This window comes from Anaerofustis sp. LCP19S3_F7, from assembly GCF_052119445.1.
Lineage (GTDB): Bacteria > Bacillota > Clostridia > Eubacteriales > Anaerofustaceae > Anaerofustis > Anaerofustis butyriciformans.
Window position 1 is genome coordinate 540,357 of sequence record NZ_JBQKFF010000001.1, and the last position, 22,775, is coordinate 563,131.

General features: G+C 28.6%; 27 protein-coding genes. 17 read left to right on the forward strand and 10 right to left on the reverse strand.

Annotated elements, in window-relative coordinates:
* Positions 1 to 62: 62 nt before the first annotated feature.
* Genes ACTQYZ_RS02760 through ACTQYZ_RS02770 form a run of 3 tightly spaced genes read right to left on the reverse strand, consistent with a single transcriptional unit; the run spans position 63 to position 3,139 of the window.
* Positions 63 to 992, reverse strand: a complete 930-nt coding sequence (locus ACTQYZ_RS02760) for a DMT family transporter (RefSeq protein ID WP_441415972.1) — start codon at positions 990 to 992, stop codon at positions 63 to 65.
* A gap of 36 nt (positions 993 to 1,028) precedes the next feature.
* Complete coding sequence (rsmI, locus tag ACTQYZ_RS02765; RefSeq protein ID WP_441020692.1) at positions 1,029 to 1,856, reverse strand: 16S rRNA (cytidine(1402)-2'-O)-methyltransferase; 828 nt, start codon at positions 1,854 to 1,856, stop codon at positions 1,029 to 1,031.
* Between the two features lie 2 nt (positions 1,857 to 1,858).
* A complete protein-coding gene (locus ACTQYZ_RS02770) occupies positions 1,859 to 3,139 on the reverse strand; it encodes an adenylosuccinate synthase (protein WP_441020691.1) in 1,281 nt (426 codons plus the stop codon).
* 194 nt (positions 3,140 to 3,333) lie between these two features.
* Here ACTQYZ_RS02770 and ACTQYZ_RS02775 point away from each other — a divergent pair, with 194 nt between their 5' ends.
* From ACTQYZ_RS02775 to ACTQYZ_RS02820, 10 genes are all read left to right on the forward strand, one after another.
* Positions 3,334 to 4,155 (forward strand): MBL fold metallo-hydrolase, encoded by an 822-nt coding sequence (locus ACTQYZ_RS02775; protein ID WP_441415973.1) that lies wholly within the window; start codon positions 3,334 to 3,336, stop codon positions 4,153 to 4,155.
* A gap of 278 nt (positions 4,156 to 4,433) precedes the next feature.
* Positions 4,434 to 5,348 (forward strand): stage III sporulation protein AA, encoded by a 915-nt coding sequence (gene spoIIIAA / locus ACTQYZ_RS02780; RefSeq protein WP_441415974.1) that lies wholly within the window; start codon positions 4,434 to 4,436, stop codon positions 5,346 to 5,348.
* Positions 5,345 to 5,863 carry a stage III sporulation protein AB gene (locus tag ACTQYZ_RS02785; protein ID WP_441415975.1) on the forward strand — a complete coding sequence of 173 codons (519 nt, stop codon included), beginning with the start codon at positions 5,345 to 5,347 and terminating at the stop codon, positions 5,861 to 5,863. The genes spoIIIAA and ACTQYZ_RS02785 overlap by 4 nt, the downstream gene beginning before the upstream one ends.
* Before the next feature lie 11 nt (positions 5,864 to 5,874).
* Positions 5,875 to 6,072: a stage III sporulation protein AC gene (gene spoIIIAC / locus ACTQYZ_RS02790; protein WP_138268069.1), complete on the forward strand. Its 198-nt coding sequence runs from the start codon at positions 5,875 to 5,877 to the stop codon at positions 6,070 to 6,072.
* Positions 6,059 to 6,457 carry a SpoIIIAC/SpoIIIAD family protein gene (locus tag ACTQYZ_RS02795; RefSeq protein WP_441415976.1) on the forward strand — a complete coding sequence of 133 codons (399 nt, stop codon included), beginning with the start codon at positions 6,059 to 6,061 and terminating at the stop codon, positions 6,455 to 6,457. The genes spoIIIAC and ACTQYZ_RS02795 overlap by 14 nt, the downstream gene beginning before the upstream one ends.
* Positions 6,454 to 7,611, forward strand: a complete 1,158-nt coding sequence (locus ACTQYZ_RS02800; RefSeq protein ID WP_441415977.1) for a stage III sporulation protein AE — start codon at positions 6,454 to 6,456, stop codon at positions 7,609 to 7,611. The genes ACTQYZ_RS02795 and ACTQYZ_RS02800 overlap by 4 nt, the downstream gene beginning before the upstream one ends.
* A 1-nt stretch (position 7,612) precedes the next feature.
* Entirely contained in the window at positions 7,613 to 8,125 is a 513-nt protein-coding gene (locus ACTQYZ_RS02805; protein ID WP_441415978.1) for a stage III sporulation protein AF, read from the forward strand.
* Positions 8,118 to 8,681 (forward strand): hypothetical protein, encoded by a 564-nt coding sequence (locus tag ACTQYZ_RS02810; protein ID WP_441415979.1) that lies wholly within the window; start codon positions 8,118 to 8,120, stop codon positions 8,679 to 8,681. The genes ACTQYZ_RS02805 and ACTQYZ_RS02810 overlap by 8 nt, the downstream gene beginning before the upstream one ends.
* A 13-nt stretch (positions 8,682 to 8,694) precedes the next feature.
* Entirely contained in the window at positions 8,695 to 9,318 is a 624-nt protein-coding gene (locus ACTQYZ_RS02815) for a SpoIIIAH-like family protein (RefSeq protein WP_441020682.1), read from the forward strand.
* A gap of 121 nt (positions 9,319 to 9,439) precedes the next feature.
* The gene (locus tag ACTQYZ_RS02820) at positions 9,440 to 9,613 is read left to right on the forward strand and encodes a toxin-antitoxin system protein (protein ID WP_441020681.1); all 174 of its coding nucleotides are present in this window, start codon (positions 9,440 to 9,442) and stop codon (positions 9,611 to 9,613) included.
* 16 nt (positions 9,614 to 9,629) lie between these two features.
* On the opposite strand, the gene ACTQYZ_RS02825 is transcribed toward ACTQYZ_RS02820, so the two are convergent.
* Genes ACTQYZ_RS02825 through ACTQYZ_RS02850 form a run of 6 tightly spaced genes read right to left on the reverse strand, consistent with a single transcriptional unit; the run spans position 9,630 to position 14,467 of the window.
* Entirely contained in the window at positions 9,630 to 10,541 is a 912-nt protein-coding gene (locus ACTQYZ_RS02825; RefSeq protein ID WP_441021397.1) for an RluA family pseudouridine synthase, read from the reverse strand.
* 6 nt (positions 10,542 to 10,547) lie between these two features.
* Entirely contained in the window at positions 10,548 to 11,291 is a 744-nt protein-coding gene (locus ACTQYZ_RS02830) for an RNA-binding protein (protein ID WP_441020680.1), read from the reverse strand.
* A gap of 6 nt (positions 11,292 to 11,297) precedes the next feature.
* A complete protein-coding gene (locus ACTQYZ_RS02835) occupies positions 11,298 to 11,765 on the reverse strand; it encodes a cell division protein SepF (protein ID WP_441020679.1) in 468 nt (155 codons plus the stop codon).
* Positions 11,755 to 12,456 (reverse strand): YggS family pyridoxal phosphate-dependent enzyme, encoded by a 702-nt coding sequence (locus ACTQYZ_RS02840; RefSeq protein ID WP_441020678.1) that lies wholly within the window; start codon positions 12,454 to 12,456, stop codon positions 11,755 to 11,757. The genes ACTQYZ_RS02835 and ACTQYZ_RS02840 overlap by 11 nt, the downstream gene beginning before the upstream one ends.
* A 10-nt stretch (positions 12,457 to 12,466) precedes the next feature.
* Entirely contained in the window at positions 12,467 to 13,831 is a 1,365-nt protein-coding gene (locus ACTQYZ_RS02845; protein WP_441415980.1) for an HlyD family efflux transporter periplasmic adaptor subunit, read from the reverse strand.
* Between the two features lie 12 nt (positions 13,832 to 13,843).
* Positions 13,844 to 14,467, reverse strand: coding sequence for a sugar transferase (locus tag ACTQYZ_RS02850; RefSeq protein ID WP_441020676.1), 624 nt, complete (start codon positions 14,465 to 14,467; stop codon positions 13,844 to 13,846).
* Positions 14,468 to 14,628: 161 nt separating this feature from the next.
* On the opposite strand from ACTQYZ_RS02850, the gene ACTQYZ_RS02855 reads away from it, so the two are divergent.
* The 3 genes from ACTQYZ_RS02855 to ACTQYZ_RS02865 all read left to right on the forward strand — a co-directional run bounded on the left by ACTQYZ_RS02855 (position 14,629) and on the right by ACTQYZ_RS02865 (position 18,297).
* Positions 14,629 to 15,729, forward strand: coding sequence for an LCP family protein (locus tag ACTQYZ_RS02855; protein ID WP_441020675.1), 1,101 nt, complete (start codon positions 14,629 to 14,631; stop codon positions 15,727 to 15,729).
* A gap of 4 nt (positions 15,730 to 15,733) precedes the next feature.
* Complete coding sequence (abc-f, locus tag ACTQYZ_RS02860) at positions 15,734 to 17,644, forward strand: ribosomal protection-like ABC-F family protein (protein ID WP_441415981.1); 1,911 nt, start codon at positions 15,734 to 15,736, stop codon at positions 17,642 to 17,644.
* Positions 17,645 to 17,706: 62 nt separating this feature from the next.
* The gene (locus ACTQYZ_RS02865; protein ID WP_441020672.1) at positions 17,707 to 18,297 is read left to right on the forward strand and encodes a hypothetical protein; all 591 of its coding nucleotides are present in this window, start codon (positions 17,707 to 17,709) and stop codon (positions 18,295 to 18,297) included.
* A gap of 24 nt (positions 18,298 to 18,321) precedes the next feature.
* Here ACTQYZ_RS02865 and ACTQYZ_RS02870 read toward each other — a convergent pair whose 3' ends face one another.
* Positions 18,322 to 19,314, reverse strand: coding sequence for an isocitrate/isopropylmalate dehydrogenase family protein (locus ACTQYZ_RS02870; protein ID WP_441415982.1), 993 nt, complete (start codon positions 19,312 to 19,314; stop codon positions 18,322 to 18,324).
* Between the two features lie 202 nt (positions 19,315 to 19,516).
* Between ACTQYZ_RS02870 and ACTQYZ_RS02875 the strand changes: the two genes are divergently transcribed.
* From ACTQYZ_RS02875 to ACTQYZ_RS02890, 4 genes are read left to right on the forward strand one after another with little or no spacing between them, the layout of a single operon-like run.
* Positions 19,517 to 20,317 carry an HAD-IIB family hydrolase gene (locus ACTQYZ_RS02875; RefSeq protein WP_441020670.1) on the forward strand — a complete coding sequence of 267 codons (801 nt, stop codon included), beginning with the start codon at positions 19,517 to 19,519 and terminating at the stop codon, positions 20,315 to 20,317.
* Between the two features lie 51 nt (positions 20,318 to 20,368).
* Complete coding sequence (locus ACTQYZ_RS02880) at positions 20,369 to 21,166, forward strand: Cof-type HAD-IIB family hydrolase (protein ID WP_441020669.1); 798 nt, start codon at positions 20,369 to 20,371, stop codon at positions 21,164 to 21,166.
* 3 nt (positions 21,167 to 21,169) lie between these two features.
* Positions 21,170 to 21,961, forward strand: coding sequence for an HAD-IIB family hydrolase (locus tag ACTQYZ_RS02885; protein ID WP_441415983.1), 792 nt, complete (start codon positions 21,170 to 21,172; stop codon positions 21,959 to 21,961).
* Between the two features lie 2 nt (positions 21,962 to 21,963).
* Positions 21,964 to 22,767: an HAD family hydrolase gene (locus tag ACTQYZ_RS02890; protein ID WP_441020667.1), complete on the forward strand. Its 804-nt coding sequence runs from the start codon at positions 21,964 to 21,966 to the stop codon at positions 22,765 to 22,767.
* Positions 22,768 to 22,775 lie beyond the last annotated feature (8 nt).

Below are 22,775 nucleotides of genomic sequence, written 5' to 3' on the forward strand. Positions count from 1 at the left end.
TTCTATTTCGTTGATAGTATATCATAAGTTTTTATTTAAGGAAAGTATTTCCTACTAATTTACTATTCTTTTTCTTTGTTTACTAAATATATGCCTATGCAAACCAAAATCAGTGATATAATTCCAAGAATATTAAATACGCTTCCTTCTTTTAGAAGTATCGCAGAAAGAATTACTCCGCATACAGGGTTTAAAAATCCATAAACAGCAACTTTCCCAACAGGATTATATTTAAGAAGTGTAGCCCATAATGAATAGGCAACTGCTGAAATAAAAGCCATATAAATTAATAGAATAATACCGTTTATTGTTATATTATTTATTTTTCCGCCTGTAAATATACCGATTAATATCATTATTATACCGCCAATTACAAATTGGTAACCGCTTAATATAACCGGTTTTTCATGTTTTGAATATTCTTTTATCATGATTGATGAGAATGCATAAAATACGGCAGAAAGAAAAATTAAACCTTCTCCACTTAATTTCATGTTAAAGTCAAAACTGCTTCCGTTTAAGTTTATAATTACAACTCCAATAAAGCCTATTAAACACCCAAATATTTTTGATGGGGTAAGTTTTTCATGTTTTAAAATAAGTGCGGGGATAAGGATTGCAAGAAATACATTTGATGCTTCTATTATTGATGCTTTTGTTCCCGTTGTGTTTGCAAGTCCAACATAAAAACATACATATTGCAGTGCAGTTTGTACCATTGATAATTTTAAAATAGAAGGGTAGGCTTTTTTTTTAGGTATAAGAACTTTTTTAGAAAGAATGCTTCCGATAACTATTGCAAGTATTCCAGCCATTGTAAACCTAAGCCCTGCAAAAAGCATTTGGCTTGCAGTATCATTTCCTGCTATATTAAATAATGCATATCCGATTTTTATTGCCGGGAATGCGCTTCCCCAAAGGATGCAGCATATTGATGCCAAAAGGCAAATTATTATAGGTTTAGTTAATACTGTTTGGTCGTTTTTTTTCATTCTATGTCCTTTCAAGTAAAAAAGCCCTTTGGGGCTTTATTTTTTCATAAGAAAATTATATAATTCTCTTTTGTTTAAATTATTTTCTTTTGCAAGATTTTTTATTATGTCTTTGGGATTTTCTCCGCTTTCAACTCTTTTTTGAAAAATTTCTTTTGTTTCTTCCATAGAAAGATTTTTCTTTTCTTCTTTGTTGCCTTCAACAACAACAACAAATTCTCCTTTGATATTTTCTTCATTTTCAAAAATATCAATTAGATTTATAACTTCGTCTCTGTAAGTTGTTTCATGAATTTTTGTTATTTCTTTTGAAATGGCAACCTTTCTGTTTCCTAAAACATTATTTATTGCTTTTAACAAATCTTTTAATTCATAAGGGGAAGAATAGAAGATAAGCGTTTTATCCAAATCTTTTAATGTTTTAAGTTTTTCCTCTTTTTTACTATATTTCTTTTGAAGAAATCCTGTAAACAAAAACTCTTCACTGTTAAATCCCGATAATATCAAAGCGGGTAAGAGTGCATTTGCTCCCGGAACAACCGTAAATTTTATATTATTTTCTATAAGCTCTTTTACGAGTATGCTTCCTGGGTCTGATATAAGGGGAGTTCCTGCGTCAGAAATAAGCGCAATTTTCTTTTCTTCATTAATCAAGGAAAGAATATAATCTATTCTTTCCTTTTCATTAAATTTATGGTAACTTATTAACTTATTTTTTATTTCAAAATGGTTAAGAAGTTTTATGGAATGCCTTGTATCTTCGCAAAGAATTACATCCACTTCTTTTAAAACTTTAACCGCTCTGAAAGTCATATCTTCTAAGTTTCCTATTGGGGTGGAAACTATGTATACTTTATCATTCATAATTAAAAATATTGTCTTCTTACTATTGTGTCTTCTCTGTCAGGTCCAACAGAAACTATTCCGATAGGTATTTCGCAAAGTTCTTCAACTCTGTTTACATATTTTTTAGCATTTTCAGGAAGATCTTCAAATTTTCTTACTTTTGAAATATCTTCATTCCAGCCTTCAAATTCTTCATAAACAGGTTCACATTCTGAAAGAACGCTAAGTTCTGCTGGGAAGTCAGTTATAATTTCATCTTTGTATTTATATCCTACACAAAGTTTGATTTTATCCATTCCTGTTAATGTATCAAGTTTTGTGAATACTATGCTTGTAAGAGAATTGATTCTTACTGCATATTTTAAGATTACAGCATCAAGCCATCCGCATCTTCTTGGTCTGCCTGTTGTTGTTCCATATTCGTAACCTTTTTCTCTTAAGAAATTTCCGTCTTCATCGAACAACTCTGTAGGGAAAGGTCCTTTTCCTACTCTTGTTGTGTATGCTTTTGCTATACCGCATACGTCATCAATATAAGCAGGTCCGATACCTGAACCGATACAAGCTCCTGCAGCTGTAGGATGTGAAGATGTAACATAAGGATATGTACCAAAGTCTATATCAAGAAGTGTTGCTTGAGCACCTTCAAATAATACTTTTTTACCTTTTTTAATGTAATCATAGATAATAACTGTTGCATCATCAACATATTTTCTTATGATATCTGCACATTTATTGTATTCTTCAAAAATATCTTCAAATTTTAAAGCTTCTCCGCCGTATACTTCTACGATTTCTTTATTTACGCTTTCAAGATTAATTTTTAATTTTTCTTCAAATAGTTTTGTATCTATTAAATCACAAATTCTTATACCGCTTCTTTTGATTTTATCTGTATAAGCAGGTCCGATACCTCTTTTTGTAGTACCGATATCATTTTTGCCAAGGGATTTTTCGATAAGTTCATCGAGTACTCTGTGATAAGGCATAATTACTTGCGCTCTTTTATCAATAATTAATTTGTCAAATTTAACACCTTGTTCTTTTAATGTGTTCATTTCTTGTACTAACCATGTAGGGTCTACTACCATTCCTGCGCCGATAATTGATGGTTTGTCTTGAATAACACCTGAAGGAATAACGTGTAATTTATATGTAATTCCGTTTGCTATAACCGTATGACCGGCATTGTTTCCTCCTGAACTTCTTACTACGATATCGCATCTATCTGTAAAATAATCTGTTATTTTTCCTTTCCCTTCGTCGCCCCATTGTGAACCGACTACTACTAAATTTCCCATCATTAATACCTCCTAGTACTTTTTCACGACACTTAATTGTACCTTATTTGTATTGTTTTATCAATAGCAAAATCCTTAAATTATCGACTTTTTACATAACTTTCATGAATTTTCAGAATTATTTTATAAGTTGATTTTAAATATTTTTTTATTCTTATGTTATAATCGAGTTATAAGTAAAAAAGAGGTGTGATATGAAAATTACAGTACTAAATGAAAACATGGTTTACAGAAAAAACATAATAGCCGAACATGGACTTTCTGTACTTATCGAGCATGATAATAAAAAAATATTAATGGATGTTGGGCAGAGTGATGTATTTTTAAAAAATGCACAGGCTTTAAATATAGATTTGAATGATTTAGACGCAGTTATTATATCTCATGGACATTATGATCATGGAGGAGGAATAAAATATCTTAAAAATTTAAGTAATATTCCTAGTATTTATATAACAAAGAATGCTCTTATTCCTAAATACAGCATAAATAAAAAGACAAATAAATATTATTTTAACGGGATAAATGAAAGTGATTTGAATTTATTTAATGATAAATTATATTTTACAGATGAAAAGGAAGAAATCTTTAATAATTTTTATTTAATAAGTAATATACCTTATGTTAATAGTTTTGAAAATAAACCAAGTAAATTTTATTTAAAAAAGAATGACAAAATGATAATGGATACAATGAGAGACGAGCAGGTTTTTGTAATTAGTACAAAAAACGGGCTTTGTGTTTTTATGGGGTGTGCTCATATGGGGGTAGTAAATGCAATAGAATATATAAAGAAATTGTTTAAGGGAGAAAAAATATATTCTTTATTTGCCGGTATGCATCTTATAAATGCCGATAGTTTAAGAGTAAATAAAACAATAGAATATATAAAAAATAATAATATACAATATATTATGCCTTGTCACTGCAGCGGATATAGAGTTGTTTCCAAAATAGCCGATGAATGCGAAAAGAATTTCATTGAAGTGCAGTGTGGCAAAATAATACAGCTATAAAATTTATAGCTGTTTTTTTTGTGTTTTTTTACTTTAATATTAATTAGTTTAAATGTAAAATTTCAAATTATATATATGTTTTAATTATTTTAAGTATCAAATATTTAGTTTTTTCTATTAGAAAATTATTTTAACATAGTTAAACTTTTTAAAGTTCTAATATTATTTTTAAACTTTAATTTTATTTATAAAAAGTTAAAGTTCATTCCTCTCTTTTCTCAAAAACGACACTACAAATAAGTATATTAATACTAAATTAAAGTTAAAGGACAAGTTATATGAATTTAAATGAAATACCAAAGGAAGTAACTGATATATTGCCAGAAAAAATGCTTCAAGTAATTGAAAAGGTTGAAACAAAAAATCAAGTTGAAGAAATAAGAATCAGGCTTGATAAAAATATACATATAGTATGTTCAAATGAGGATTTTTTAATTTTATATAAAGTTACAAAAAGCGATATAGAAGGAATATTAAATCTTGCAACGGATTATTCCTTTTACGCAAATGAAGAAAGTTTATTAAAAGGGTTTATTACATTAAAAGGCGGACATAGAATAGGCTTTAGCGGAAGTGTAATAAAAGAAAATGACAAAATAATTTCTATAAGAAATATTAATTCCTTGAATATTAGGATTGCAAGAGAGATTGTTGGAGTAGGTAACATTGTAATGCCATATATATTAAATAAAGACAAAATACTAAATACTCTTATTGTTTCTCCTCCAAAAGTAGGGAAAACGACATTGCTTCGTGATATTTCCAGGGAAATATCCACGAATAAAAAAGGATATATAGGTAAAAGAGTATGTATTGTCGATGAAAGAAAAGAGATTGCAGCACTACATAACGGTATAAGCCGGTTAAATGTAGGGCAGAAGAGTGATGTTTTGGAAGGAATCGATAAAGCTTATGGAATGAATATGCTTATAAGAGCAATGTCACCACAAGTGATAATAACAGATGAAGTAGGGAAGATTGAGGATATTTCTTCTTTGGAAAATTGCGTTTTAAGTGGGGTTAATGTGATTTCTTCTGCTCATGGTGAAAGTATGCAAGATATATTAAATAGAAAAGAGTTTGTCTCCATTATTAAAAAAGGTATTTTTGATAGATATATTTTTCTTGAAAATAAAAATGGAATAAGAAAAATAAAAGAAATATATAACAGGAGTTTGGTGAGGTTAGTATGATTGTTTTTAAAATTACCGGAATGTTTTTTTTGTTTTTATCCAGCGTGTTTTGTTCAAAACAGATTACATCAAAAATAAAAAAGAGAGTTTATGAACTTGAAGAAATAGATAATATTTTAAATGATTTTATTGTAAGTATAAATGTTGGACTTTACGATGTTAGTTTTTTACTTTCAGAAGCTATAAAAAGAACAAAGACAAAATACCATGATTTTTTATGTGAAGTAAAAGATAATCTTGATAAAAAATCTTCAAATAATTTTTCAAAGATTTGGTTTGATTGTTTGAAGCATTATCACTTTGATATTACATTGGAAGAAAAGATACTTCTTGAAAATATCGGTGCAAGTCTTTCCTTTAATGATAAAAACAGAATGATAAAGCAGCTTACTTTGCTTCAGGCTTCCATTGAAAATCAGATACAAAAGGCGAGAAAAGATAAAGATACAAAAGTTTCGTTATATGAAAAAATTGGAGTTTTGGTAGGAGGTTTTTTAGTGATTATTTTTATATAAGGAGAGAATAAATGCAGATAGATATTATTTTTAAAATAGCAGGTGTAGGTTTTATTGTTGCTGTTTTAAGCATAATTTTGAAAAAAAGCGATAGGGATGATATGGCAACAATGGTCGCTTTAGCGGGAATAATCGTGGTTTTAATGCTTATTGTAAATATGGTAAATGAGTTCTTCTCTACGGTAAAGACTATGTTTGGATTATATTAAAATGGATATTGTAAAAATTGCTATGGTTGGAATTCTTGGCAGTATCATAAGTTTGTTTTTTATAAAAGATTTTAAAGAATATGCGTTGTTTGTTTCTGTTATTGCAGGAATAATTATATTAGGTTTTGCCGTTAAATATTTATATGGTGTTATAGATGTAATAAATACTTATTCCGTTAAAGCAAATTTGGACATGCTTAACATAAAAGCAATATTTAAAATAATAGGTATATCGTATATAGGGCAGTTTGCGTCGGAATTGTGTATTGACAGTGGTAATAAAATGCTTGGAACAAAGGTAAGCTTTTTTACAAAAATACTTATATTGTATTTTTCTCTTCCGCTATTAATAAGTTTGTTTTCTTATATTGAGGAAGTATTATGAAAAAAATATGTTTTTTGTTTATATGTTTTTTTATTATTGCCTGCCCTGGAATAGTTATTGCTGGGGAAGAGGGAAATAGTGAAGATTACAGCTCTTTAATAGATGGAATATATGAGCAAGGACAAATTTATAAACTTGATATGTATACTAACGATAATAGTTTCTATGAACTTTTTAATTTTAATAATATACAAACTTTCATAAAAGATGTTTTAAGCGGAAATTATTCTTTTGATTATGACAGGTTTATAAATACCATAAAAGATATGTTTTTTTATACCTTTAAAGAAAGCTCTTCTATACTTTTAACTTTTATTGCACTTTCTATATGTTTAAGTCTTATTAATTTATTAAATTCTTCATTTATGAACAAAGAGATAAGCGATGTTGCTTTCTTTGGAGTGTATCTGGTTCTTATTATGGTTGTTGTAAAATGTTTTTTTGATATTGTAAGCACAGCTTATTCTCTTGTTAAAGCAATAACAGGTTTTATGAATGTGCTTCTTCCAATAATAATAGTTTTACTTAATTTAAGCGGGAATGTTTTTTCCGGAAATATAATAAGCGTAAGTTTAGTATTTATAATAAATTTCTTTGCATCATCTATGACATATTTTATTATTCCAGTTTTAAGTTTTGGTTTTATATTAAGCATAATAGATAACATTTTAATAGATATAAATATTTCTTATTTGGTATCTTTTATAAAACAGATGGTGTTGTTTTTAATGGGGATATTTTCATGTTTGTTTTTAGGTATCTTAGGTCTTCAAGGAAGTTTGTTTTCATCTATTGACAGTCTTTCATTAAAGACAGCAAAGTTTGCGGTAAGTAATCTCGTCCCTGTTCTTGGTTCTTTAATTTCTGATAGTACGGACACGGTGATTGGATTTATAAAGGTTATAAAAAGTTCTGTAGGAATTGTAGGTATACTTATTTTTATATCTTTGCTTATTATTCCGCTTATTAATATGCTTTGTTTGGTTGTAACTTTTAAAATATCCGCTTTTTTGTCGCAGCCAATAACAGATGCAAGAATAAGTAAGGCTCTTAATGATACGGCAGGATTTTTAAGTTTGATTTTTGCTTGCTTTATGGTTGTTTCTATATTATTTATTATGCTTATTGGTATCATCTCAATGATAGGAGGGTAGGATGAATGAGTATTTAAAAAGTTTTATATATTTAATGCTTGTTATAAGTATTTTAAGAATGTTGTCTCCTTCTAAAGAATACGATAAATACATAAAATTTTTTGTTTCATTACTATTTGTGGTATCAATTTTATCGCCTATTATATCTGTGGTAAAAAAGGGAGACTTTTCTTCTTTTTTAAATAAAAATTATGTAATTATGGATGAGTTTAAGGCTAATATCAATAATGGAAGTATTGACATTAACACCCTTGTAAAAGATGAATATAAAAAGAAACTTGAAAATAACATTAAAAGTACACTAAAAAAACAATATTATGTTAATGCTGATGTTTTGGTAGTAATAAATGAAGATGAAAATTCTGCGTATTATGGGGATATAAAAAACGTAACAGTTACTTTAAACGAGGAAGATATAAAGAAAAAAGACAAAATAAAAAGTTACATAAATAAAACATATATGCTTGATATAAAGAATATAAATATAAAGATAGGAAGTGTATCAAATGGATAATAAGAAGATTTGTGATATGTTTAACAAATTTTTTAAAGATAAAGATAATAACAAATCATTGCTTGTTTTACTTTTAATAATAGGGTTATGTTTGATATTTTTTTCTTCTTTCTTTTCATCTTCTTCGACCGAAGATACTAAAAAAAACAGTGAAGACATATCGGCAAATGAATATAAGAAAAGTTTAGAGAAAAGTATTGAAGATACCTTAAAAGATGTAAGCGGGGTAGGTGATGTAAGTGTAACAATTACACTTGATGGTGAGGTTGAAAAAAATATCGCTTATAACGAGAATAATTCATCTTCAACTTCATCTAATGATGATACAAATTCATCAGATAATACTACTTTTTCAAAAGATGCGGTAATGGTGAGGGAAGGTTCAAGTGAGACACCTTTTACAACAAAAGATACATATCCTGCTGTTGTGGGAGTTGTTGTTGTGGCACAAGGGGCAAATGATAAAACGGTAGAGTATTATATTACAAAAAGTGTAGAGGCTTTATTGGATTTGCCTAGTTATAAAGTGGTAGTTTTACCAAGTAATAAAAAATAAGGAGAATGATTATATGAAAAATGTAAAGAAAAAAAATGCAGTATTATTGGGGCTTGTTGCTTGTATGCTTGCCATAAGCATTGCAAATTATACGGTATTTTATAATGATGATACCAGCGTATCAAATGTAGAAGATGGACCAAGTAATGCTACGTTGGTTTCAAACGTTACGGAAGAAGACATATTAAGCGGGAATGCTGAACTTTCCTCTGAGTTTTTCAGCGAATATAGATTAAATAGAGATAAAGTTAGAAGTCAAAATTTAGAAGCTCTTCAGAATATTACAAAGGATACTTCTCTAGATAAAGAAATAATAAAAGAAGCTGTTGAAGAAAGCGTTAGTATTTCTAAATTATCTGAAACTGAACTTGTTGTAGAAAATCTCATAAAAGCAAAGGGTTTTGATGATGCAATTGTAATAATACATGCAGGTTATGCAAATGTTATTGTAGATGCGGCGTCTCTATCACCTTCAGATGCTGCTCAAATACAAAATATTGTAAATAAAGAATGTAATATTGCAATTTCCAAAGTAACAATCGCTACAAGCAATAATAGTGAAAAACAAGACACAGAAGAAAAAAATGAAGATGGGGAAAATACAAATAATACTGAAAACAGTCAAAATAATTCATAAAATTAAATATTTTGACAAAATATGACAAAATATGATTATATATTACTTTATCATATTTTAAAATAATGTAAAATTTTGGTAGTATACTATATAATAAAATATGATTAAGTAATATGGGAGGATGAATAAATTGAGGCCATTAAAAGCAAAAGTTAGTATTACCTTGGATGAAGAGTTGATAAAAGATGTAAAAAAGTTAGCAGAACAAGATGATAGATCATTCTCTCAATATATTAATGTTGTATTAAATAAGCATCTTATGGAAATAAAGAAAAATGATAATAAAAAAGAATAGTTAACACTATTCTTTTTTATTTATCAATTAACTTATAGAAATAATCAGGAAGTTCGCTGTTAAATTCCATGTATTTTTCAGTGGTTGGATGAATAAATCCAAGTTTATATGCATGCAATAGTTGTCCAGTAAACATCTTGTCTATTTTTTTATTATATCCATATACTTTATCTCCAACAACAGGATGAGAGATGTATTTTAGATGTACTCTTATTTGGTGTGTTCTTCCTGTTTCAAGATGTACATCTAAAAAAGTATGGTCTTCATATCTTTTTAATACATCAAAATGTGTTACTGCTCTTTTGGAATTTGTTTGGGTTACACACATTTCTTTTCTTTTTATTTTATCTCTTCCAATAGGGGCATCTATTGTTCCTTGATTTTCGTTTATTACTCCATGGCATATGGTTTTATATCTTCTGTTTATGGAATGTTCTTTAAATTGTGCAGCTAAATGATTATGTGCATGGTTATTTTTTGCTATTATTAAAAGACCAGAAGTATCTTTATCGATTCTATGAACTATCCCAGGTCTAATAACTCCGTTAATTGTGGATAAGTCTTTTATATGGTACATTAATGCATTTACAAGTGTACCAGTATAATTCCCATTGGCCGGATGAACGACCATTCCTTGTGGTTTATCCACAATAACAACATCGTTATCTTCATAAACGATGTTTATTGGAATATTTTCTGCTTCTACGTTAAGAGTTTCTATTTCTGGCAGTATAACAGAAATACTATCATTTTCTTCTATTTTTTTTGAAGGTTTTACAGTTTCCTCATTAATAAAGACTTTTCCGTCTTTAAAGAGTTTTTTTATTTTTTCTCTGGAAAAGTCTTCTAATTGTTCTGCTAAAAATTTGTCACATCTTTTATTTATATCTTCTTTTGAAATAATAAAATTCTTTTTATCCAAAATTATACCTGCTTAAATAAATTTTTTAACTAAAAGTTTTGTGTTTCCTTTTTTGGTTTGTCCGTTTTCGCTGTCTATAATTGCTCTGCCTTTTGTTCTTACGGATATCATATCTCCTGCTTTGACATTCATTGCAGGTTTAGAAACAGGGGTATGGTTTACTTTTACTTTACCACCTTTTACAAACATATTTGCTTCATTCCTTGAAAGTTTAAAAATATTTCCTATAACTGCATCAAGTCTCATTGAAGGAACAATAATGTTTTGTTCTTTAAATTTTGGCTCTACAATTGTTGCTTGTGAAATGTCATATTTTTTAAATGTTACACTATATCCGCCAATTTTAGTTAGTTCTTTTGTTAGGAATTCACTTATTGTATCATAAACAAATATTTGAATATGGTCTTCAAGTATATTAATATCTCCGATTTTTGATCTTTCTATGCTTAAAGATAAAATTGAGCCCAAAACGTCTTGATGTCTTACATCAAGTGCTTCTTCAGATTTTAATACCTTAATAGGGTATTCTAAATTTTCTGGTTCTTTATTAGTAGGGAAAATACTCATTACTTTTCTTTCTGTATATACATGACCACCGAAGAAAGCACAATCCTTATTTTTATATCTTCCTATTTCTCTTCCTGCCAACATTTGGTTTGTAGGATCCAAGAAATCAGAAAAGACACTTCCATCTTTTTTATCAGATAAAAGTGCCATATCTTCTATTCTGGATATGAAAATATCATATTCATTCATTGTGTTTTATCCTTCGTATTCCCAAGTATCTTTGCTTGTTGTTGTGTAAGCATCGTTAGGTCTTTCTTGAGTTTCAACTTCAACACCATATGGTGCTAAAATAAATACGTTTTGAGCAATTCTTTTCATACTTGCAGCAAGTACATAAACAGCACCGCTTAAGAAATCGAAGATTTTTTTAGCATCATCATTTTCAACTTTATCCATATTTACAACAACTGTAATTCCTCCTTTTAGTTTGTCACAAACTAAAGGCGCATCATTAAAGTTTCTTGGTTCAATAAGCATTACAGTAGATGCAGCATGTGTTGCTACTGGTGCATTTTCATTTCTTGAGCTTGTTTTTTTACCAAATAAACCTCCTCTTTTTGGTTCATCTTCATAATATTCATCATCATAGTATTCATCTTCGTAATATTCATCTTTGCCAACAATTTTTTCGCCTAATTCACCTATAAAATCATTAAATCCCATTTTTCTCTCCTTTAAATATACTTGTCCCAACACGGACAATATTACTTCCTTGTTCTATGGCAATTTCATAATCATTTGACATTCCCATAGATATTATAGTTAAGTCTATATTATCATATTTATTGTATGTTTTTCTACAATTATCATAAATTTTTCTTAACTTTCTAAAAACATTCACGATAATTTCTTTATCGTCTGTAAATGGTGCCATACACATTACACCTTTTACTTTTATATTTTTAAATTTAATTGCATTTTCAAATATAAAATCAACTTCATTTTCGTTAAATCCATATTTATTTTCTTCTTTTGCAATATTAAATTCTATTAAGATATTTGTTATGACTTCTTTTTTTTCAGATTGCTTGTTTATTTCTTCCATTAGTCTTATGGAATCTACAGAATGTATTAAAGCAGTTTTTCCTATTAAATTTTTAACTTTGTTTCTTTGAAGATGACCAATAAAATGCCAGTTTATATCTTTTCCTTTAAAGAATTCATATTTTGACTCAAATTCTTTTACTTTGTTTTCTCCAAGATTATTTATTCCAAAATCTAAAACTTCTTTTATTTCATCTACAGATCTAAATTTTGTTACTGCAAGTAGAGTGACATCTTCATCAAATTTGCTCTTTTTTTTGCTGTTTTCAATGTTTTGTAGAATTTGTGTTAAATTATCTTTAATACTCATTTTAAACCTCCTATGTTGGATTTGATATTATTTCCATATTTTCCGTTAAATCAGGATTTTCACTTGGTTTAAGGAGTACGGTTCTAAACTCTTCACTATATATTTTAACTTCAACAAGTTCTTTTAGATTTCCGTCTGTAACAGCATATACATAAGTTTTACCATTTTTTTCTATAATAGCTTTTTTAGGTATTTTATATACCGTTACTTCATTTGTATGAATATCAAGTTTTGTTTTATCTACATTAATTAAATGACTAAATTCATCTTTTAGGCATATAACAAGGGTTTTTTTATCTTCACCATAATCTAGTGAATTAATTAAATAGCCTTCATCTATTTTTCCTTCGTTGTCCTCAAATTTGATTGTAGGATAAGTTATTAATATATCAACTCTTGTAAGTAGATAATCGTAATATTCTCCGTCTGTTTTTAAATCATGATTTTTCTTTACCAATACATTGTATTCTTTTGCATCTTCTTCGCCGTCTACATATGTGTTTTTATTGACAACAGCACAAACATAAGCGCATTGATTATTTACTATTTTAATTATTGATTTATCTTCGCTTGTGCTTTCAGGTTTGAAATTTTTTAAATAATCGACATAGTCACCATCTAAGGCTGCCATTACGTTTGTGTTTAATACTTCCTCATAACCTGTTCTTGAAAAATATATATTTCCGGTAAAAGAAAAGTTTAAGTTAGATATTGTAAGATCTTTTTCTTCAGAACTCCTTTTACTTTTTAATTCTTCCTTAAGTTTTTTTAATGTTTCATCATCTGCAAAAATATATTTCATTGATTTTTGCATCATTTCTTTTTGACTTTTTAACTTTGTAAGTTCCGTGCTGTATTCATTCATTTTAGTTGTGTTATTTGTTGATTTTGCCTGATTATATTCATTTTCTACATTTTTTATTTCCTCTTCAAGCTCATTTAAGTCTTTGAAAAAAACATCACGGTTTTCGTAGGAGTTATTTTGAAGTCTCCAATCAATTACACTAATTGCATCATCTATGTATTTATTGGTTTTTATTTTATATGTTTTTGAGAGAATTGTATTTGCTCCTACTTTTTGTCCTTCTTTTACAGTATATTTTATTGGTGTTGTTTCGTTTAAATCTACATATTCTGAATTTGTAAAAATATAACTATCAGCTGTTTCGGTAGTTATATCTTTTTCTGCATTAAGAATTATTGTATTTTCTGAATGTAATATCGAAAATAAAAAAAAGACTAAAATAGAACCCAAAATAATTATTTCTTTATATCTTTTTTGAAAAAAAGTTTTTCTATGTCTTTTCCTTTTTATTGGTGCATTTTTTGATGTCATGATTGGATTATTATTTAAGTCTTTGTTCTTTTTTTTCATTTTATATACCTCTTATATACCTTTTAACACAACAAAAATTGTAGAGAAAAATATTTTAAGGTCTAAAAGTAAGGAATAATCATTTAAGTATTCAAGATCTATTTTTACAACTTCATGAATATTTAATTTCGATCTTCCCTTTAATTGTGCAAGTCCCGTAAGGCCCGGGTATGCAATATTTCTTTGTAGTTCATATTCGTTAAGCAAATCTGTTTCTATAGGGATAAAAGGTCTTGGACCGATAAGGCTCATATCACCTTTTAATACATTGATGAGTTGTGGTATTTCATCAAAGCTTGTTTTTCTTAAAAATCTTCCGAATTCAGTAACTCTTGGATCTTGTTTTATTTGAACAAATCCGTTTCTTGATTTCTTTAATAGCTTTTTCTCTTCCTTTTCGCTTCCTTCTTTCATTGTTCTAAATTTTATTATATTAAAGCTTTTTCCGTATCTGCCAATTCTTTCTTGAACAAAAAATATTTTTCCACCGTCGGAAAGTTTTATTATAATTGCTATTACTACTCCTGGAATTATAAAAGCTATGCAAAGTAAAAGAGCGCATATAATATCAACCAGTCTCTTTACAATGATAGTGCTATTATATTTCCTTATTTTTTCTTTACTTATTTCTTTCATAATTTTTCCTTATATAAGTAATAATTTGCTGATTATATATTATATCATTTTATAGTAATTTTTACAAATATTTCTTTAATTGGTATAAAAAATTTAAAAAACTAATATAATAAAGAATTTTTATGGTATAATTAAAAATTATAAAACCGATGGAGAAATATATGAGGAAAAATAAAGTCATTAAACCGAAAAAATCCTTAAAAAAACGTTCTGGGAAAAAAATATTAGAAACAAAATCACAAAAAAGGAAAAAAATTTGTGTAATATTAGTTGCATTATTTATTATATTTTCATCAAGTGGACTTGGATTTGCTAAGGCTCTTGGATATGATGTTTTAAATGATGATCCGTTTAAAAGTGAAAAATATAGCAGATTAAGTGATAAGACAACTCTTAATAATTCTGCGACTTTAGAAGATACAATGAATATTCTTATATTCGGTATAGATAAAAATGAAAAAAGAAGTGAATCTGCAACTATCTTTAGACCTGATACCATAATGCTTGCAAATATAAATACAAAAGAAAAGACAATTAAGCTTGTGTCCATTCCTCGTGATAGTAGAGTAGACATATATAATAGAGGAGGAAGAGATAAAGTAAATTCTTGTTTTTATTATGCAAGTTTGGGAATGTCAGAAGCAGATTTTGCAGATCAAGATAAATTATTTAATACAGGGGTTACATATTTAAAAAACACAGTAAGTGATGTTCTTGGTGGTATTAAAATCGATTATTATTTGGGAATAGATATGGATGCGCTTCCTCAAATTGCAGATGTTATGGGCGGAGTAACCATAAATGTACATCAAGATTTATATGCAAAAAACGGACATGATACTTCTGAAGTTGTAATAAAAAAAGGAACCCAAGTTCTAAACGGAGATCAGCTTTTATATTACAGTCGTTATAGAGCATATGTTGACGGAGATATAGGAAGAGTTCAAATTCAACAAAAAATAATGAAAGCTATATTTACAGAGTTTAAAAATAAAGGAACTTTTTCTCAAATTCCTCAAATTTACAATCTTGTTCAAGATATGGTAGAAACAGATTTACAATTTGCTCAAATAGCAAGCTTGGGGCTTTCATTTAAAGATTTCAACATAGATGATTTACAAACCTATACATTACCTGGAGATTTTGGTAATTTAGGTGGAGTTTCATATTGGATTGTAGATCAAGCTGAAAGAGTAACATTTATTAAAGAGTTATTTAACATAGATGCTGAGCAGTTACCTCAGGATCCAAGGAGTGATTAAAAATATGCAAATTAACATAAATAGTTTAAGTAAAAGTTTTGGAAGCGAACATTTATTTACTATTGATTCTCTTGTTATAAGTGATAAAGATAAGGTGGGCATTGTCGGCAGAAACGGAGCCGGCAAGTCCACCTTGCTTAATATTATAATGGGAATAGATGAGGATTATAGTGGTAGCTTTTCAAAAATAGATAGGAATAAAATAGGATTTTTAAGACAAAATCTTAATTTGAATTTAGATAATGATATTTATTCTGAAGTTTTGCTGGGCGCAGAAAAATACACAAAAAAAGAAGAAGAAATAGAAGAGCTATCTATGATGCTTGAGTTTGAATCGGATAAACAAAAGCTTATAGAATTAAATGAAAAATATCATGAACTTGTAAGCGAGTTCGAGGATATGGATGGATATAAATATAAAAGTTTGTTGGTTGGGATTATAAAAGGTCTTGGCTATAAAGAAGCAGATTTTTCTAAAAAAATATCTACTTTATCAGGTGGACAGAAAATGAGAGTTGCTCTAGCAAAGCTACTTGTTTCTTCTCCTGAAGTTTTAATACTTGATGAACCTACGAACTATTTGGATACGGATAGTATTTCCTGGTTGGAAAATTTCTTGTATTCTTTGAAATCAACTGTTATTGTTGTAAGTCATGATAGATATTTCTTGGATAAATTCACAAATAAAATAATAGAAATAGAAAATAAGAAATGCTATGTATATAGCGGAAATTATTCTGACTATGTAATAAAGAAAAAACAAAGAGTTGATATTGAAAAGAGTGCTTACAATAAACAACAAGCAGAAATAAAAAGACAAGAAGAAGTAATAAAGACTCTAAAACAATTTAATAGAGAAAAAAGCATTAAAAGAGCAAGAAGTAGAGAAAAAATGCTTGAAAAAATAGAAAGAGTAGATAGTCCTTATTATGCTAAGAATTCTTATATAAAATTTGGATATATTCCAATGATAAGTAAAAAAGCAATAACAGTTGAAGGTCTTGACTTTGGATATACAAAAGAAAAGAGATTATTTAAAGACTTTAACATTACCATTTCAAGCAGTGACAGGCTTGGTATTTGCGGAAGGAACGCAACCGGAAAATCTACTTTTTTAAAACTTATTACCGGTATTTTAAAAGAAGATAAGGGACTTATAAAGAAAAATCCTAAGTGTCAGATTTTATACTTTGAACAAGAACATAACGATCTTGATGATTCTCTTACTATTTTAGAAGAACTTAGAAAATCCACAAATGCTGATGATGGCGAAATAAGAAATATTTTGGGATGTATGCTTTTTAGTGGCGATGATATAAATAAAAAGATTTCTATGCTTTCCGGAGGAGAGAAGAGCCGTGTTGCCATTGCAAAACTTATGATGAAAGAATCCAACGTACTTATTCTTGATGAACCTACCAATCATTTAGATATTGAAACAAAAGAAGTACTTGAAGAGGCTTTATTAAAATATGACGGAGCAGTCATAAGTGTAAGCCATGATAGATATTATTTAAATAAAATATGCAACAGAATAATGTATTTGACCGGTAGCGATATAAAAGTATATGACGGTAATTATGATTATACAATGGAAAGAGAGGCTCTTTTAAATACAGAAAAAATACAAGAAACAAAAAAAGAAGTAAAGAGCGAAAAGAAAGAAAAGAAAAATTCATCTTTAAGTAACAATAAGAGGAAAGCATATGAAGAAGAGCTTAAAACTATAGAACAGGATATGGAAAATTTGGAAGAAGAAAAAACTGAATTTGCAAATAAGATGAATGATCCAGAATACTTTAATGATGCAAGTAAGGCACAAAGTGTTTCCATAAGATTAAATGAGATAGAATTGTTACTTGAAGAAAAAGAATCAAGATGGCTTGAAGTCAGTGAGATTTTAGAAAATGATTAATATTTTTAGCTATATATTTTTTAATATATAGCTTTTTTAATAAATAAAATGAAGGTATTGTTATGCAAAAGGTAAAATCTTTATCGAAAAAAGAAATAGATGGTATCGTTAAAACTTATATTGAGTCAAATTTGAATGAAGAGGGTACAATTTCCTTATTTAAAGATGAAAATACATTTAGAAAATATTTAAAAGTGGTAATAAAAGCAAGTATTAAAAATAATATGTTATATTCTTTAAGTGAAAATAAAGAGGGGTTTGTTATATTAAACAGTACTCTAAATCCTTTAAGGTCAAGTGCAAAAATATATATGTTTTTAAATTTTATAAGAATTTTTGGTTTGAGGGGATCTTTTGAATTTTTAGAATCAATGAAAAGTGATAACTCTTCTTTATTAGATAAGTTAAGAATGGAAAATAAGGATTTTATACAATTGGAAATGTTTCTTATTGAAACAGAATTTCAAAATAAAGGATATATGCATAAAATTATGAATGAAATTTTTAAATTTGCAGATGAGTATTCTCTTCCTGTTATATTGTCAACTGATAGCGAACTTAAGAAAGATAAATACGTGCATATAGGTATGAAATATTTATATAAAAGAAAATTAAAAGGCGGAATATATCTTTATGAATTAATTAAAGAATAAAAAAGACACTTAAAAGTGTCTTTTTTATAATCTTTCAATTACTTTCTTTGTAAATTCTTTTGTTCCAAGATCTCCGCCTAAATCTTTTGTTAGGTATTTCCCTTCTTTAATTAATTCTTCAATTGTTTTTTCTATTCTAGCACCTTCTTTTGTGTAACCTATGTAATTAAGCATTTTTGCACCTGCAAGAATACATGCTGTAGGGTTTGCTATATTTTTTCCTGCAATATCAGGGGCTGAACCGTGTACCGCTTCAAAAATTGCACCGTCTTCACCGATATTTGAACCTGTTGTAAGACCAAGACCGCCTATTAATCCTGCGCAAAGGTCGCTTACAATATCTCCAAATAAGTTTGTTGCAAGTAATACATCATATTTTTCTGGGTGCATAACAAGGTTCATACAAGCTGCATCTATAATTAAATCATTTAATTCAATTTCAGGATAATCCTTATGAACTTCATTTACTGCATCTAAAAATACTCTGTCTGTAAGTTTACAAATATTTGCTTTATGAAGAGCTGTTACCATTTTTCTGTTTTCTCTTCTTGCAAGTTCAAAAGCATATTTTGCAATTCTTTCACTGGCTTTTTTTGTGATAAGTCTTGTTGTTTCTGCTCCGCCTTCAATTTCTTTTTCAATTCCTGCATATAGTCCTTCAGTGTTTTCTCTGATTATTACAAGGTCAATATCTTCATATCTATTTTTTAGTCCTTCATATGTTTTTACAGGTCTCACGTTAGCATAAAGGTTAAGTTCTTTTCTTAAAGTTACATTTACACTTCTAAATCCTTTACCTACAGGAGTTGTTACAGGTCCTTTTAGAGCTACTTTGTTTTTCTTTATACTATCAATTACTTTTTTAGGAAGTGGCTCACCGTATTTTTCAACGGCTTCAAGTCCTGCTATTTCTTCTTCAAAATTAATTTCTGCGCCTGTTGCTTTGATTACTTCAACGGCACTTGCCATTACTTCTTTTCCTATACCATCACCATAAATTAATGTTACGTTTTTCATTAATATTCTCCTTTTTTAAGCTTAACTGTTATTATACTTTACTTAAAGACATTTAACAATAGTAAAATGTCTAAATATTCAAAATATTAGGCACTCGTATTAACTGGTATTATTTGACATAACCGTGTTTTTTATAGTAAAATTATAAAAGATAATTAAGTTTGAATTTAATGATTTTTATATATTATTTTAAGGAGGAGTTATGGACTATAAATTACTTATCACCGATTTGGACGGAACTATGCTTAACGCCAAAAGTGAAATTAGCGAAAGGAATTTAAAAGCAGTTCACGAGCTTCAAAGAAGGGGGAAATTTATAAGTGTCGGAAGCGGTAGGCTTTATGTTGATGCAATAAAATATGCAAGACAACTTGGTTGTCAATATAATTACAATATTGCAAATGCAGGTCTTACGATATTTAAAGAGGGTGAAGAAGAATATGTTGCTCATTTTGAAGAAGGATATTATAAAAGAATAGTTGATATTTTAAGATACAATCATATTCCTTTTGTTGTAATGACAAGTGACTATGAAGGTTCTTTTTATGATGAAACAAGTGAAGAATTTGTCCACAGGTGTAGAGAGTTAAATCAAGGAACGCTCATTGATTTTATTGAAGCTGATGTAAGAGATTTAAAAAACGTATATAAAATAAGTTCTTCTTACAGAAACGTTGATGATATTTTTCTTCATAGAGAAGTTGAAAGATTAAACCGTCAAATAAGGGCAGATATATCGGGAGAATATTTTATAGATTTATCTCCAAGAGGTATTTCAAAATGGACAGGTGCAATAAGACTTGCAAAAGAAATGGGAATATCTACAAAAGAGATAATAGCAGTTGGAGATCAGGAAAATGATATGCAGATTGTTGCAAATGTAGGGCTTGGTGTTGCAATGAAAAATGCTGTGGACAGTTTAAAGAAAGTATCAGATGTTGTTCTTCCTTATACCAATGATGAAGACGGAGTTGCTTATTTAATAGAAAAATATATGCTTTAAATTAATTAATGAATAATAATTGGTATTTGCTAAAATGTTAGGGAGGATTTTATGAAATATAAACTTATTGTAATGGATGTTGATAATACACTTTTATGTACAGATAAAAGTGTATCAAAAAAGAATCTTGAAGCCATAAAAAAGTGTATGGATAAAGGTGTAATGGTTTCTCTTGCAAGTGGAAGACCTGCACTTGATGTTTTATATTACGCAAAACAAATCGGTATAGAAGATAATTATCATGTTTCTGATAATGGCGCAGGAATTTTTAGAGGCAATGATAGAAAAATAATAAAGGAATTTAACAGAGATTTTTATATTGATTTAATAGATAAACTTAAATCTAACAATATAGAATGTGGAGTTTTTTCAAGTGAAAACTTTGATTTTGTTTATGAAGAGGGAGATGATATAATCGCAAAAGGAATAAAAATATACTTCCCTGTTACAAAATCAAGGATAGGTAATATCAGAGATATAAAAGGTGTATATAAAGTAAGTACATATTTTCATAATGATGAAGAATATGAATTTGTAAAAGGACTTGAAAAAGAAGGTGAAATGCAAGGTGTAGTACCTGATCCTAACTTTTTTGATATGATGCCTTATAATGTTACAAAAATTGAAGGTACAAGAGCAATAGCAGAAAAACTTGGAATTTCTATGGATGAAGTTATAGTAATGGGAGACCAGGGTAATGATTATACAAATGTAAAATATGCAGGTCTTGGAGTTGCTGTGGCAAATGCAACAGATGATTTAAAAGAGGTTGCAGATGTAGTTTTAGAACAAAGCTGTGATGAAGATGCTGTGGCTTATGTAATAGATAAATATATTTTAGGAGAGTAGACATTGAAGTACGAATTGCTTATTACAGATCTTGACGATACACTATTAAAAGATGACGGAACGATTTCTAAAAAGAATAAAGATGCACTTAGAAAACTTATAAATAGTGGCGGTAAAGTTGCTCTTGCCAGTGGGAGAGCAGAGCCAACAATGGAAAATGTTATAAAAATGGTAGGGCTTAGTGATCAAAAACATCTTGCTCATAATGGACTTAGTGTTTTTAATTTAGACGGGTACAGAAAAGTGTACAATTTTATTCCCAAAGATGAAGTTAAAAGGATTTTAGATTTATTAAAGGTAAATAATATAGAATCAAATGTACTTAGTTTAGATGGAATATTTCATAATCACAGTTATAAACTTGTTGATGTTATGGATAAGTATGAACATGGATATCCTGTAATTGATGTTGATTATATACCTTATGATGTAGAAAATATATTCTTAATGTATGGTCTTATTAATAATGAAGAACAAAGGAAGATGATGCGTTCATGGGGGAATGATGTTATAGAAACGGGAGAGGGAAATGGTTTTGTAATATTCTTTGTAAGGGGAGAAGGTAAGTTTCAAGGGGCAAAAAGACTTGCAAAAGAGTTTGGGATTGATGAAGAAAAAATAGTATGTGTGGGAGACGGGGGAAATGACCTTCAAATGCTTAGAGATGCACCTCTTGGAATAGCAGTTAAAAATGCAGTAGATGAAGCAAAAGAAGCTGCAAAAGTAGTTATTGATAAAACAAATGAAGAAGATGCAATAAGTTATGTAATAGAAAAATACTTTTTAGGAGAATAAACATGATTAAATTATTTGCGGTGGATTTAGATGATACTTTACTCAGGGACGGTAATATAATTTCAAAAGAAGACAAACAGGCTATAAGAGATTTAGAGGAAAGTGGTGTTAAGGTTGTTATTGCTTCAGGAAGAAGTGAACCTACTCTTAAAGATGTAATATTAGAACTTGGACTTGAAAAAAATAAACATGTAGGAGTAAATGGTGCATTAGTTCTCGATTTAAATGGAAAAAATGAATTTTCTAAATACATTGACAGGGATACATATGTAAACCTTATAGAAAGATTAAGAAGTGAAAACAGAGAATTTTTCTGTTACTGTGATGGAGGGCTTATGTATGAACATGTGGATAAACTTAGACCTCAAGTTGAGTATTTCCATTCTGCAAAGGCTCTTATTAAGGGGGATGTTATGAGTATACCTCAGTGTCCTAGAGTAAATACATATTATGGTGATGAAAAAGAGCTTGCATATGTAAGAAGTATATGTCCTGAAGGTTTGTATTCAACTGCAAACAGCGGTATTTTGGATTATATGCCAATAGGATTAAATAAATTTTCAGGGTTAGAACTTGTATTAAAGGAATATGGAATAGATAAAAAGGATGTTGCATGTATAGGGGATCAAGAAAGTGATCTTGATATGTTCAATAACTGTGGATATTCTTTTGCAGTAAGTAATTGCGATGATTTTGCAAGAGAAGCTGCTGATATAGTTCTTCCAAGAAGTCATAACGAAAATGGTGTTGCATATGCGATTTATAAATATTTATTAAAAGACAAAGATAAATTATCGAAGATTTAAGTAGAAAA